13 protein-coding genes are annotated in these 14,465 nt (G+C 35.5%); 7 read left to right on the forward strand and 6 right to left on the reverse strand.

The window, feature by feature from the left end; all coding sequences use genetic code 11:
- Window positions 1-285: 285 nt before the first annotated feature.
- The 4 genes from GKP30_RS20590 (at window position 286) to GKP30_RS20605 (ending at window position 2,872) form a co-directional block, all read left to right on the forward strand.
- Window positions 286-717 carry a PH domain-containing protein gene (locus tag GKP30_RS20590; RefSeq protein WP_216831351.1) on the forward strand — a complete coding sequence of 144 codons (432 nt, stop codon included), beginning with the start codon at window positions 286-288 and terminating at the stop codon, window positions 715-717.
- A 138-nt stretch (window positions 718-855) separates the two neighbouring features.
- Entirely contained in the window at window positions 856-1,347 is a 492-nt protein-coding gene (locus GKP30_RS20595) for a small multi-drug export protein (protein ID WP_216831352.1), read from the forward strand.
- A gap of 69 nt (window positions 1,348-1,416) precedes the next feature.
- Window positions 1,417-1,608, forward strand: a complete 192-nt coding sequence (locus GKP30_RS20600) for a hypothetical protein (RefSeq protein WP_216831353.1) — start codon at window positions 1,417-1,419, stop codon at window positions 1,606-1,608.
- Between the two features lie 469 nt (window positions 1,609-2,077).
- A complete protein-coding gene (locus GKP30_RS20605) occupies window positions 2,078-2,872 on the forward strand; it encodes a thermonuclease family protein (RefSeq protein WP_216831354.1) in 795 nt (264 codons plus the stop codon).
- A gap of 80 nt (window positions 2,873-2,952) precedes the next feature.
- On the opposite strand, the gene GKP30_RS20610 is transcribed toward GKP30_RS20605, so the two are convergent.
- From GKP30_RS20610 to GKP30_RS20620, 3 genes are all read right to left on the reverse strand, one after another.
- Entirely contained in the window at window positions 2,953-3,570 is a 618-nt protein-coding gene (locus GKP30_RS20610; protein WP_216831355.1) for an AmiS/UreI family transporter, read from the reverse strand.
- Between the two features lie 12 nt (window positions 3,571-3,582).
- Complete coding sequence (locus tag GKP30_RS20615) at window positions 3,583-4,692, reverse strand: AAA family ATPase (protein WP_216831356.1); 1,110 nt, start codon at window positions 4,690-4,692, stop codon at window positions 3,583-3,585.
- 79 nt (window positions 4,693-4,771) lie between these two features.
- Window positions 4,772-5,818 carry an aliphatic amidase gene (locus GKP30_RS20620; protein WP_216831357.1) on the reverse strand — a complete coding sequence of 349 codons (1,047 nt, stop codon included), beginning with the start codon at window positions 5,816-5,818 and terminating at the stop codon, window positions 4,772-4,774.
- Between the two features lie 295 nt (window positions 5,819-6,113).
- Between GKP30_RS20620 and GKP30_RS20625 the strand changes: the two genes are divergently transcribed.
- A complete protein-coding gene (locus tag GKP30_RS20625) occupies window positions 6,114-8,438 on the forward strand; it encodes a transporter substrate-binding protein (protein WP_216831358.1) in 2,325 nt (774 codons plus the stop codon).
- Window positions 8,439-9,025: 587 nt separating this feature from the next.
- On the opposite strand, the gene GKP30_RS20630 is transcribed toward GKP30_RS20625, so the two are convergent.
- Window positions 9,026-10,447, reverse strand: a complete 1,422-nt coding sequence (locus tag GKP30_RS20630) for an amidase (protein WP_216831359.1) — start codon at window positions 10,445-10,447, stop codon at window positions 9,026-9,028.
- Window positions 10,444-10,626 (reverse strand): hypothetical protein, encoded by a 183-nt coding sequence (locus tag GKP30_RS20635; RefSeq protein WP_216831360.1) that lies wholly within the window; start codon window positions 10,624-10,626, stop codon window positions 10,444-10,446. Before GKP30_RS20635 ends, GKP30_RS20630 begins: the two co-directional genes overlap by 4 nt.
- A gap of 867 nt (window positions 10,627-11,493) precedes the next feature.
- Here GKP30_RS20635 and GKP30_RS20640 point away from each other — a divergent pair.
- Entirely contained in the window at window positions 11,494-12,813 is a 1,320-nt protein-coding gene (locus GKP30_RS20640; protein ID WP_328703192.1) for a uracil/xanthine transporter, read from the forward strand.
- Between the two features lie 109 nt (window positions 12,814-12,922).
- On the opposite strand, the gene GKP30_RS20645 is transcribed toward GKP30_RS20640, so the two are convergent.
- Window positions 12,923-13,681: a helix-turn-helix transcriptional regulator gene (locus tag GKP30_RS20645; RefSeq protein ID WP_216831361.1), complete on the reverse strand. Its 759-nt coding sequence runs from the start codon at window positions 13,679-13,681 to the stop codon at window positions 12,923-12,925.
- Window positions 13,682-13,973: 292 nt separating this feature from the next.
- Between GKP30_RS20645 and GKP30_RS20650 the strand changes: the two genes are divergently transcribed.
- Entirely contained in the window at window positions 13,974-14,459 is a 486-nt protein-coding gene (locus GKP30_RS20650) for a CarD family transcriptional regulator (protein ID WP_216831362.1), read from the forward strand.
- Window positions 14,460-14,465: the final 6 nt, after the last annotated feature.

A 14,465-nucleotide genomic window follows, 5' to 3' on the forward strand; every position in this document is an offset into this window, starting at 1 on the left:
TATTGAACCAGAGTCATCCCGCCATTAGGGGCTTATGTAGAATAAAAGAGATAAAAACACGAGTACAGAGAGCATAAGTGGAACAACACATTTGTTGTTTTGGTAAATGAGTTCAATTAGTACGAAAAAGGATAGGGAGGCAGCAAAAATGATTACTGCTCTCCTATCCTTTCTTTATGGTCTTTTTTATTTAGTGTGCCATCCTTATATTGGGCTCAATAGATAAAAAAAATTGAAACCAAATGTTTCGTAAATCGTAACTAATTAATGAAAGGAAGTGATTGGATGTATTTCCCATCTGAAAAGGATATATGGGCAAAAATATTTTTTTATGGTTTTTTAATGTTTATCTTCCTCATATATAGCTTCGGTTCAGAGCCTTTCGGATTACAATTTATCACATATAACAGTTTATTCGGCTATATCATAACTGGTGGATTATTAGGAATACTGATCTGGATTTGGTTTAGAACTGGATATTATGTAGGGGATGGGAAATTGAAAATTAAATATGGTCCATTTAGATGGACAATCGAAAGTAAGGATATTAAAAAAATCAGTAAAGAAAAGAGTCCCTTTACGGCACCCTCGCTGTCAATGGACAGATTATCAATCCTTTATGGAAATTATAAGGAGATAAGTATTTCTCCTATAAACAAAAAAGAGCTTATTCGCATATTAACAGCTGAAAATCCACATATAGTAGTGGAAGATTAGGAGAGTGTTTTTTTATTAGGGTGTGATCCTGACTAGTTGCAGTTACGCTATTTTAACACTAGCCGTGTATGGTGAAAACAATATCTTACTCATTGAAACTTTTTACAGTAGTAATGATTGAATTAATGGAGGTTTTGTATGAATTTAATTGATTCTTTGTGGGTTTATGTTCTCGTGTTTATTTTTGCTGCGCTTCCTTTTTTTGAAGCGTACGGAGTGATTCCGATAGCGATGATTGCAGGGTTGTCACCAGTACCTGTTATTATTCTTGGTCTTGTAGGAAATATCGTAACCGTTTTATTAGTAGTCGCTTTTGTTAATAAAATTAAAGAATGGAGAGAAAAGAGAAAAAAGAGAAAAAATGAAGAAGATAACTCTCCAAATAAACGACAGCAAAGAGCACAGAAATTATGGAAAAAGTATGGTTTACCAGGGTTAGCTCTGATTGGGCCATTGATTGTCGGTAGTCACCTTACAGCTTTTATGAGTTTGACACTTGGAGGAGCGAAAAAGAAAACCGCTTATTGGATGACAGCAAGTATTGTCATTTGGAGTTTTACATTTGCTATTCTAGTCCATTTCGGTATCGATTTATTAGGTCATGGGGAAAGAAATCTTTTTGATTTTTAAGTTAGAGAAAATATTGCTTGTTCCAACAAATATTTCTACAGTTACTAAGCTATTTGGAGGTTTGAAAAGATGAACGTTAAATATCGGACAATAGTAACACTAGTTTGTAGTTTACTAATTTTTGCTGTTGGTATGTTTAGATTACTGACCGAGACACTTAGTTCGACACCGTTGTTTATAGCATATATTTTTATCATTACGGGATTAATTGGATCAGTTGCAAATGCTATACATCTAAGTAAACGACAAACAAATCAATAAACTAAATTATACCAGTAGAACTTTGCTTTCAGGCGGAACTAAAATGATAATTATGAGGTGATTGGTTGTTTAAAAATCGTACAAAAATAGGGAAGTTTCTTGGATATAGTGGATTTCTTATTTTTCTAATCGGTGTGTTTTTCTTAGTTGAGGCAAACAACGATGTATTAAAAAATATTTTCCTAATCGCGGGAGCAGTTGGGATCCTCGCGTCTAATTTTTTTAGAACCAAGACGTGAACTGTAAAAATCGGAATAAAGTTTTCCTAGGGTTTTCAATGATAGACCAAATAACATTTAAATTAAAATAATGCTTTACTTGCTACTCTAAAATTTTGCATTCCCCTATATAATCTACTATTCTCCCAAATAAGGTATTTATAATAGATATTCAGTTGATGCAGGAGAAAAATGATAGTAATATAAAGAAATGTGTCATTTGTATATATTATAATAGGGGAATGTAGAACATGATGAAAAGAACCGTTTTACTACTTGTAGCTTTTCTATTATTAATGGGGTGTAGCGAAATACCAGATACTGAGCCCTTAGAAAAAGTTACTGAACAGAATGAAGAACTACTTGAAGAAGAAACGACCGAGGAAACAGATGAAATAAAAACAAGCTTTATACCAGCCAATGTAGTTCGAGTTGTCGACGGCGATACAATTATTGTGAAGCTAAAAAATGGTCAAGAAGAACGGGTACGATTGCTACTAGTGGATACACCAGAATCGGTCCATCCTAATAAACCAGTCCAACCATTTGGTCCTGAATCCAGTCAGCTCGCTAAAGATATGATGCCAGTTGGAGAAGAAGTTCACCTTGAGATGGATGTGAGTGAACGAGACCGATATGGCCGTTTGCTCGCGTATGTCTGGGTCGGAGACAAGATGTTCAATGAACTTCTTCTTGAAAAAGGTCTAGCCCGAGTGGCATATGTGTTTGCACCTAACACAAGACATGTCGATCGATTTTATGAAATCCAGAAAAAGGCCCAGCAGCAAGAACTCGGGATTTGGAGTATCGAAAACTATGCAACCGACCGCGGATTTGACGAAAGTGTAGTAGAGGAAAAGAGTGAAGCCACACCAGGTCCAAAGGCGGGATGTGACAATCCAACGATTAAAGGAAACCACAGCTCAAGTGGTGAGCTCATCTATCACGTACCTGGCGGCCAATTTTATGATAGAACCATTCCAGAAGAGATGTTTTGTACAGAAGAAGAGGCAGTTGAGGCAGGGTATAGGAAGTCGATGAGGTAGTACGAAAACAAGTTCTCAATAATTAAGTGAGAACTTGTTTTTTATATGTTGAAAGTGTGTGCTATATAAATTGACATTGATTATACAGTTGTTTTTAGTTTTGTTGTCTTGTTAAACGTTCTTCCAGTGAAGTAAAGAAAGGTGAATAACAAGAAAGAACCAATTCCTAAAAGAATAATAATAACATCTGTAACCTGATTCCATACATCTAACAGAAGCATAAATCCAGGTATTGTACAAGTAATCCAAGATTGGATTAATGCAATCCATCCTGTATATGGTCCAATTGGTTTATTTCTAGCTAATAATAGGTAAAATAAAAACCACAAGTAGGACCACATTAACCATATTACCCCAAATTTTATATCCCCTAAGTAGGTGAAATTAGCTATAGAATAACCGATTGCTAATATTGAAACCCACAATGAATAGTAGCCAACCCCATTTGCAACAGAATTAGTTAAATTGGTAATTCCTACATATAGATAAGTAAACCCAAACAAGAACAAACCTGATGCAGAAAAAATAGTAGGTAAATCTCCGTTAGCTGTTAGAATAATATAGATGGGTGTAAAAACTTGTAGTCCACCAATAAACAGGTTGAATATACCTGCACTTTTCCCATCAACTTTTCCTAATAACATAAAGCCATTTAAAAATAAAACGGCACCAACATAAAGTAATCCAACATTGGACATAAATATCCTCCTTTATACCTCTTGAAACGTTAACTGTTTATCAAGAACAGTTACTTTATAAGAGACATAGGTTGTTGATCCTTGTCTATTTCCTAAGACTTTTGCTAAGGGAACCTCGAGGTGTCTTCTGATTTCTCGTCTCATAGCCCTGGCGCCGTAATGTTTGTCGAAACCTTTCTCGATGATAAATTGCTTAGCGCTATCATCAAGAGTGATTTGACAAAGGTGTTTTTCTAGTCTTTCATTTAGCAGGGATACAAATTTATCAAGAATAGGGTAGAAGGTATCTTGACCTAACCAATTAAAAATAACACGATCATCTAGTCGGTTAATAAATTCAGGCGAGAAACTTTGTTCTAGTTGTTTTTTTATGATCTTTTGTAATATAAAATTGTTACTTTTACCCCAATTAGACGGTAGAAGGCGATAGTAGAGCCTTTTTAACTTCGATTTAAAATTGTTATCCACAAATTCAAAGATCTGCCTTGAACCTAGATTACTAGTCATGAATATTATTGAGTTACGGAAGTCAATCACATGTTCTCCATTGGTTAATACCATCTTCCCATTATCAAATACATTTAAAAGCGATTGTAAAACAGTTGTATCAGCTTTTTCTATTTCATCTAGTAACACAATACCTGGTTTACTAAACGAACCTTTAATTTTTTCTTCATCGAAAACGCTAGTCCCTTCTTTACTACCAACATAGCCAGGAGGTGCCCCAGTGATGGCAGCAGCGTAATGCTCTTGAGCTAGTGTATTCATATCAATTCTACAAAAGGCATCGGGTCGACCATAAATTGAATTTGCGATGACTTTGACTGTTTCCGTTTTTCCTACCCCAGTTGGTCCGAGAAAAATAGCTACATATAGCGGTCGGTGCTTTTCAGTGATATCAGCGTGAACGATATTAAGCATATCAGACACTTTTTCAATAACTTCATTCTGGCCAAAAATTGTTTTCTTTAAAGTATTAATAACTAATGAGGGTTTAAAAGAAAATCTAGTTTTCACTTTAGCTATTAGTGAAGAAGTAGTTTCTTTGATATTTAGTTCTTCTTGGTTTTCTTCTAGTGCTTTTTCTTGGTAACTTTTTAGTTTATCGTTGATAAATGGCAATTTGATTTCCTCCTTTTTATGGAGTAGAAGGGGGGAGCCAAATTTTATTGGCCCCTAAACCTGAATTAAAGAATAGAATTTAAACACCTGCTTCTTTTGTTTTTCCTTCGTGTGGGATTCCGTTGATTGGACACTCGGCAGTACCAACAGTTTTTCTCGTGATTTTTTCAACATTTTCCCTAGCTTGTTCAGCATCCATTACCCATGTACGATAAAAGTCAAATGGACATTCAGCCACTCCCTTATCGCCGTCTCCAGATTGAATAGTTCCTGTGTATCCTCTGTGTAGTAATTTAAATAAGTGGTTTTGTGATTGCCAATTTGCTCTTGCATCACGAATTTGTGAAACAGAAAGCTCTGCATATTGAATACCATTTTCTTCAGTACCGCATTCGCCTAAAGTTCCACCATCAAATCCAACAATACTAGAGTGACCGAAGTATGAATATACACCATCAAAACCAGTAGCGTTTGCAACTGCCACATAAGAAGTATTCATCCATGCCATTGTTTTTGCTACCATAATCTGTTGCTCTTTCGAAGGGTACATATATCCTTGGCAACGAACGATTAACTCTGCACCTTTCATCGCACAATCTCTCCAGATTTCTGGATAGTTACCGTCATCACAAATAATTAAACTGATCTTCATTCCTTTTGGCCCTTCAACAACATGTGTTGTATCACCTGGATACCAAGGCTCGATTGGGTTCCATGGCAGGATTTTACGGTACTTTTGAACGACCTCACCTTTGTTATTCATTAAGATTAGTGTATTATAAGGGGTTTTATTAGGATGGAGCTCATGCTGCTCTCCTGTAATTGAAAATACTCCCCACACATTAGCTTTTCGGCAAGCCTCTGCAAAAATTTCAGTTTCTGCACCAGGGATTGTTGTTGCCGTATCATACATTTCTTGCTCGTCGTACATAATTCCTTGGGTACTGTACTCTGGAAAGATAACTAGATCCATGCCTGGTAAACCTGTTTTCATACCAGTGATCATATTAGCGATATTTTTACAGTTTTCTAGTACTTGCTCCTTATTGTGTAGACGTGGCATTTTATAGTTGACAACAGCTACCCCTACAGTATCCTTACTACTACTAATATCCCCATGTCTCATAAATGAAAATCTCCCTTCAATTTTTGAATTTTGATAGATTTAATAATAAAGAAGTGTAGCTTTTATCTACGCTTTTTCACTATTTGCTTTTATTAATGCAAAAGCTGTGCCAATTTTAGATACCCTAATAACACTGATTTTCCTTGAAAAGTAGTAATAGATAACTGTCCCATTTTGAAACATAATTAATTGATTTAATTTTCAAAATAATTTTAATAATGTACAATAAAAGGGAAAATAAGATAGGTGTATTATTATGAAACATTGTTCTAAAACAAAACGTGGGGGTAAGAGGATGAAAAAGATTGGAGTGCTTTTTTCTCTAACAGGAACAACTTCAGTTACAGAAATTGGTCAATACCGAGCAGCTCTCTTCGCACTTCAAGAATATAATCGAAATGTTAAGGATAGCAGAGAGCTAGTCGAATTCGTTGTACGTGATATACAATCTGATCCAGATAAAACGATGAGTGAAGCAAAAAGCCTTATTCAAGAAGGAATTAGAGTTTTTATCGGAACATATACCTCGGCATGTCGTAAAGCTTTGTTACAGTTATTCGAAGAACATGATTGTCTTTTAATCTACCCAGCTCTTTACGAAGGGCATGAGATCCACCCCAATGTTCTTTATACAGGGGAAGTACCCAATCAACAAGTTTTGCCTCTTCTCAAATATATAAAAAATCACTTTGGCTCAAATATTTATTTAATAGGTAATGATTATATTTATCCGAAAGCAACAAATGATGAAGTTAAAAAGTACTGGGCTGCTCTTGAAGGGAAAGTTGTAGGAGAAAGGTATGTTCCTTTTGGACATTCCAATTATATGGACATTTTTGAAGATATTGATAAAAGTGGAGTAAATGCTATTTTTTCTACTTTAGTAGGAGAAAGTGTTGTTCCATTTTACAGGACGTTTAAAGGATTGGGATTCGACCCGAGGTTGCTGCCAATTTTTAGCCCCATTACAAAGGAAACAGAAATTAAGGCAATAGGTGCAAGGTATACCGAAGGACATTTTAGTGGCGGAAGTTATTTTCAATCATTGGATTTGAAAGAAAACCATTTGTTTGTTCAACAACTTAAAAATGAATTTGAAGATACACAAGTTATTTCTTCTGTTATGTTTAATACGTACTTAGGCACAAAAATGGTGTTAGAGAAATTAGTAAGTTATGAAAGATTTGAAACAAGGGCTTTTCTAGACGCACTAACTGACCATAATTTTGAAACACCATCTGGAATGATTAGGGTTGAAAAAGAAAACCACCATATATCAAGGCCAATTCGCATTGGGCAAATTAATTCACATGGTCAATTTACGATAGTCTGGGATTCTAAAAAACTCGTTTCTGCAAAACCATATGATACAATAAACAGCAATGCATCCGAAAAAATAGAAATTGTCGATTGGAGTAGTCTTTTCGAGGAGTTTTCTTTAGAAACTAAAGATGCATATATTTTATTGAATGAACATGATGAAGTTTTGTATGCAAATGCAATCGCCAATAGCAAATTTAATATTTATGAAGGTCAACTTAGAACTGTTACGGAAATAAACAATAACAATAAAGAATACAATGTTACGATTAATCGTCCTTCGAACCATAAGTCTTATAGAATTATACAGATTAATAAAGAACCAGATGTAAAAGTAGATAATAAACAACGTCTAATGAGATTTGACATAATTAAGACAGTGAATGAAGGGTATCAACAGCAATTAAAAATAGCCTGTGCGGCAACTAACTCGGATGCTAATGTACTAATCTTAGGTGAAACAGGAGTAGGTAAAGAAGTACTTGCTCACGCTATTCATAAACAAAGTAATAGAAAAAATGGACCTTTTATTGCCATTAATGCAGGCGCTCTCCCTAGAGACCTAGTGGCAAGTGAGTTATTTGGATTTGTAGAAGGTGCTTTTACAGGAGCAGTTAAAGGGGGACGTAAAGGTAAATTTGAACTTGCCGATGGGGGAACGCTATTTTTAGATGAAATCGGAGAAATGCCACTAGACCTACAAATTACACTACTACGGGTATTAGAAACAAAAGTAATTGTTCGATTAGGAGATCATAAAGAAAGAAAGATAGACGTCAGGTTTTTGGCGGCCACAAATCGTAATTTACAGGAAGAGATCGCGTATCAAGGGACGTTTCGAGCGGATTTATATTATCGACTAAATGTTATGTCTGTTACCATACCAGCCCTAAGAGAACGAAACGAAGATATAAGATTATTGGTAAAAGATTTACTTGATAGTTTTATCAATTATTATAGGACAGGTCCATCTAACCTCTCCGAAGAAGCACTTCAACTTTTACGCTCCTATTCATGGCCAGGAAATATTAGGGAACTTCGGAATGTTATAGAAAGATCATTTTTATTAGCTAAAAGTAAGGACGATTACATGATAGATGTTGAGCATTTGCCTTCAGAATTAACGATAAAACAAATGCCACCAAAACATAGTAGTGACACCTTGTTATTAGAGGAAGTTGAAAAACAAACTATTCAGAAAGCACTATCAACTACTAATAACATTAGTAGAGCAGCACAATTGTTAGGGATTTCAAGAAGTACGTTGTATCGAAAGATGAAGATGCATTCCTTGACGTAATAATCTTTTGGCAGTATCACTTAAAAGAATAATTGAAGAGAAAAAAGGAATGTAAATCGACCATTTCTTATAAGTTCAAGGAATGATCGGTTTTAGGGGAGGAACTGCCCTCCAATACTGGAGGACAGTTCTTTTTTAATGGTTATTCGGGTGTTTTAATTGCGATTTGCTACCACGTCGCGAGTTATATTCTGTTCCTTTATTGTTATCGCCAATCTCTCGACCAAATTCCGTATCTAACTTTCCGTGTCCTCCGGGGCACTTTGATTTTTACTTCTGCCTATATCATTGCGCTTGGTCATATGTACACCTCCAATCTGTTACACGGATTAATTTTCCAAGAATTAATGGTTTCTCTGTCGCCCAACTTGGTAAAGCATTAACTCAATGGAGGACAGACCCCTGTTAAAAAGTTTAGGTCATCTCAGCAAGTTCCAGACTTTATTAATTGATGGGATCAATGAGAAAGAAGCAATTAAATGAGCGCTTTTACGTTTGTGTATTGAAGGAGTAAATATAAACTTAAAAGGCTGGAATTCATTCCAGCCTTAGGGATTTTTCTTTCAATCCATTTTTCGGCAGCGTAGTTAAATTTTTGCTTTTTCTAAGTTTGGTTTTTGACCTAATAATGGGTTTGTTTGCTCAAAAGCATAAGCAATGTTTAAAATGTTCTCTTCTTTAAAGGCAGGACCCATTATTTGCATTCCTACTGGTAATCCTTGATGGAGACCACATGGAATAGAAATAGCTGGAAGGCCACTAATATTTCCTGGACCAGTAAAACGTATTACGTGATCTAGAAACATTCCTTCGTTGTGGTTAATAATGACCTTATCTTCACCAATATTCGGAGGTGAAAATGGCAATGTAGGAGAGATAAGGGCATCGACCTTTTTAAAAATATGAGCAAAATCTTTAGTCATTTGTTTTCTTATTTGTTGTGCCTGCAAATAATCTACTGCTGACGGGAGTTGCCCTAGTTTCAGTAAGAAGCGAACATCATCACCAAAATCGTGTTCTCTAGCAATTAAATTTTCGTAATGGATTGTACTGGCTTCGCTTATGATGGTTATCATTTCTGCATATTCAGAATATTGAAGAGCTGGGATCTTGACTTCTTCTATTTTTGCTCCCAAAGACTCTAATTCTAAAATCGCTTTTCTGACATGCTTTTCTACAGAGCTATCGACATTTTTGAAAAAGTACTCTTCATTTATTCCAATAATTTTCCCTTTTATATCAGTACTTAATAAATCATGGTAGTTTCCTTTTGGGATGTCTACTGTTGTCGGATCCTTGACATCATACCCAGCAATATAATCTAGCATAATAGCGGCATCTTCAACACTCTTAGTCATTGGTCCGATATGATCAAGTGACCATGCAAGTGGGAAGCATCCATATTTACTCACTCTTCCATGTGTGGGCTTTAATCCAACAATTCCACATGCTGATGCTGGAATACGAATGGATCCACCCGTATCAGTGCCGAGTGAGGCTATTGTCATATCAGCAGCCACAGCGGCCCCTGATCCACCACTTGAGCCACCAGGAATTTTTTCAGTATTCCAAGGGTTTCGACATGGACCAAAGTGAGGGTTTGTTGTATTGGCACCCCAAGCATATTCATGCATATTTAACTTTCCACTAAAAACAACTCCTGCTTCTTTTAGCTTAGTTATGACAGTAGCATCGTAATCTGGGATAAAATTTTCATGTATTTTCGAACCCATCGTGACCTTCTCACCTTTAAAATAAAGAATATCTTTTAATGCTAATGGGATGCCATGAAGATTTCCTTTATAGTTTCCTGCCTGTATGTCTTGCTCTGCTTGTTTCGATAAATTCATTATTTTGTCCTTATCATGCTCGATATAGGCATTAATTTGACCTTCGAAATCATCAATTCTTTTAAATAAGGATTTAGTAATGTCAACTGGAGAAATATCACCCTGACGTAACATTGGTGCCAATTCAGATATCGTCATTTGCGCAAGATCTTTACTCATTCTCTACCACTCCTTCCAGAATCATGACAAAGAGCTATATCTTCGGGGCCAATACCTAAATTGTCTAAATCTCCCTTTAAGTTTTGAATAGCTGTCCACTGATTTTCAAGAGTAATACCTTCTTCAGAAGTCACTTTAATTTGCCTTGATTTTAACAATATTTCTGCATTTGTCTCCAAAACTAGCACCTCCTAATATTATGAAAGGAAATTACAATGGTGAAACCTGTCCTCCTTTACTCGTTTGAATATTGAATTGCAATAGTTGTGCCAATTTATCAATACTTACTCTTATTAGATTTATAAAAAGAATTAGATTTTGAATGTTCTATTATGAGACACTATAAATAAGAATAGTTTTCCAATAGTGAATATTAATAAAAAAATTACAAAATGTGCCGTTTTAATACACTGTCCTAAAATGAAACATGGGGGAAATGTGAGAGGGGAGACTGTCTACTTGACATGGGCAGTTCACCATCACGATGAGTTAATATGTTGCCTTAAAGAGGGACAGTCCATTAAATTCCAATTAGGTAGGGGAATACAAAAATAGCTGAAACTAGAGGGGAAATTAGTCGTCTTGGTTCAAATTTAACGTAACCATTAGAAGACAATTTAACTGGTAATGTATTTGGTGTATAAAGGTATATCCCTTTTTTTATGTAATGAGGGAAGTACTGCAAATGGAGTGCATTCAAAATCTGTTGCGAATTGATACGAACTATCCAATGTGAATTTTGGGCGGATAAGATACAATTTTGGCCATATGATCGTGAAGGTGAAATTGATTTACTTATTGAATTTAAAGATACTATTATCGGGATTGAAGTGAAATATACTAGTGGACTATCTTCAGATGATGGTATCTCCAACAAAAAGACGCCGAAAATAAAAATCAAAAGGAATTGACCCAAAGTAACAATAATCCATTGAGGTGAGGGATGTTTTATTATGAATCTTTAAACTAGTATAGACTTAATTACAAATATTTGGTATTATGCTAGGAATTTATGTTTTTACTTCAGGGTGAAAGGATGTAAGTTAGTGGGGAAGTTGCCAGTAAGTATCGCTTTTTTAGGTGGTTTTCAATGGTTGTTTTTTATGTTTGCTAATACTGTAGTTATCCCAATTTCCATTGGAGGTGCATTTGGCTTAGAGCAAATAGAGATTGTATCTGCTATCCAGCGTTCTTTTATTTTTACAGGTATTGCTTGTATATTACAAGGACTGATCGGACACCGTTATGCTTTAATGGAGGGGCAATCTGGCCTTTGGTGGGGTGTTATTTTAAGTCTTGCTGCCACCGCTAGTACATTAAATATGGAGTTGACGACAATAGGTGGAAGCATCGCTGTGGGAGCTATTATCTCTGGTCTGCTAGTCTCTTTTCTAGGGATGTTTGGACTTGGCAATCTATTAAAGAAATGGTTCACGCCAGTTGTGATGTTCGTCTTTTTATTACTGCTTGCCAATCAGTTAATCTATATTTTTCTAAAAGGAATGTTAGGTTTAAATAATAGTGAGTATATTGATGTTCGTGTGGCTTGTTTTTCTTTTGTGATTGCTGCTTTCACAATCTATCTAAATGTAAAAGGGAAGGGTGTTATCAGTAACCTCTCCTTACTTATAGGAATGGTAGTTGGTTGGATTGGAGCGGTTTTCCTTTTTCAGCATGAAACCGTCACTACTGTTAAAACAACTCCTTTCCTTACATGGTTTCCGTGGGGTGAGCCAAGCCTTGAATGGGGGATTGTCCTGACCGTTGTGATTACTGGGTTATTGAATACAACCAATACGGTCGCAACTTTAAAAGGAGCAGAAGATATCTATGAACGTAAGACTCAACCGAAACAATATCGTGCATCTCTCATGCTATCTGGAGGGTATACGTCATTATCAGGGATGTTGGGACTTGTCCCTTATGCCCCTTACGCATCTTCCCTCGGTTTTTTGCAATCGACAGGAATTAAAGAGCGCTTACCTTTTTTTATTGGTTCGGCCCTATTTATCTTTATAGGCGCAATCCCAACTTTAAGTGCATTCTTTTCTACAATCCCTCACAGTGTAGGGAACACGATTTTATTTGTGGCCTATTTGCAGTTATTTCGGTCGGCACTAAGAAATATCGAAGGCTTGCAATTCACGTCAAAAACAATATATCGCATTGCTTTTCCAGCTTTGCTAGGAATGGCAATCATGAATATCCCTACAGAGGCATTTACGCAAATACCCGTTCTCATTCAGCCGCTTGTTTCCAATGGTTTATTAATGGGGATAATAGCAGCATTACTCAGTGAATTTATCTTTTATTTTTCGCAAACCAATAGGGCAATAGTGGAAAAACAACAAAGCATAGAACAGTAATTACTGGTTTTGGTGAAAAAAATTAATACGTAACAAAAAACGTAGCCTTATGATTAAATAGGCTACGTTTTAATTAGGTCAAATTCTAACGCCAAATGCTCCCCAGGTTTTAAGGGGTATGATTAAATTGCTCGATCATAGACCTTAAAAACTGATGAACTTCACTTAAATGGTTTTCAATTTCAATGCTCAAAGAAGTAAACTGACTCTCTCCCAATTTTGTTACAGTATATTTTCGCTGTGAACGTGTTTCCTCATCTAACCATGCACCCTTAATCAATCCCTCGTGATTCATTTCTCTTAGCACTTGATAAAAGTACCCATGGTTATTCATCCAACCAAACCAAATATTCATTTCTCGATAAAGGGTGCCACCATGATGAGTGCCTTCAGTAATGAGACGATGAAGTGTATACCATTGGATCAATGCCTTTACATTAATTATTTTACTAAGGTAGTGTTTATCATCATCAGTCAGTGATAGATCAACGGTTTGAATTTTACGCTTAACTATTGTTTTCATCATATGTTCTACAATGATGATCAGTTTTTGAAGAGAAGGATATAGCTTTGTTTTATGATCTTTTAAGTAATCACTTCCTTGTTTACTTAGGAATAAAACTTTTTTTCGCCCTTCCTTTTGAAAATCGATCAAGCCGTTTTGTTGAAGTTCCTCGATGGTTTTATAGACATAGGTTCTAGAGCGAGTAGGACTTAAATGATCGTCTTTTGAACCTTTCGATACTTGTCTATAAATTTCTGCAGTATGTGAAGGTGTCTGGTTTAGGGACTGTAAGATCATAATCTGTAAAACATCTTTTGAGGAAAGACCTAGCTTTTTCACGGAAATTGAGAGTTTTGTCATCATATCACCGTCCTTATTTATTAAAGTATTTTTATTTTAACACATATTCAATGTACCTTTAGCAAGTATTATGTTAAGATCTATATAAGTACATACAATATTTTACTATTCAGTCTATACTCACACTTACCTTTGGTTGCTGCTATAACAGACTATAAGGAGAGTATCGGTATGACTCAAATTGATAAACTTGAGTTACATAGGTAGATCGCATTTAACAATATTTAATTTTGAAGGGGGTGGTTCTCTTGCCGATTTATAACTTTTCTCTAAAAAGAAGAAAGGGGAGGTTATATTGTTTCAGGTAGGGGATGAAATTGTCTATCCGCCATACGGAGCTGGGTATGTAATTGCTATAGAGGAGAAGTCCATCCAGGATGAAAAAGAAAAATTTTATGTTTTTGACCTTTTACTAAACGAGCTTAATGTTGCATTACCGTTTCGCCTTGTTAGTAAAAGAAACGTAAGGAGTGTAATGAGTTTCGGGGATTTAAATGATATATTTGGAAATTTAGTTAATGCTAATTCGAAAGTTTCTTTATTTCCATTGCACAAAAAGCTTAAGCAGTATGAAAACGTTCTTATTAAAGGTGATATGGAATCAATAGCAGTGATCATGCAAGCTCTAGTACGGAAAAAAATAAAAAGTAGTTTGAACTCAACGGAAAGGGAGTTATACAACAAGTTCCATAATATGGTAGTTAGCGAGATTATGATTTCCAAAAATATTTTGTTGGATGAAGCAGAAGCTTTACTTTATCAAATGTGTGAAGATGAATAGGAGTGA

Origin of the sequence: Alkalihalobacterium elongatum, from assembly GCF_019024285.1 — a bacterium.
Classification (GTDB): domain Bacteria; phylum Bacillota; class Bacilli; order Bacillales; family Bacillaceae_F; genus Alkalihalobacterium; species Alkalihalobacterium elongatum.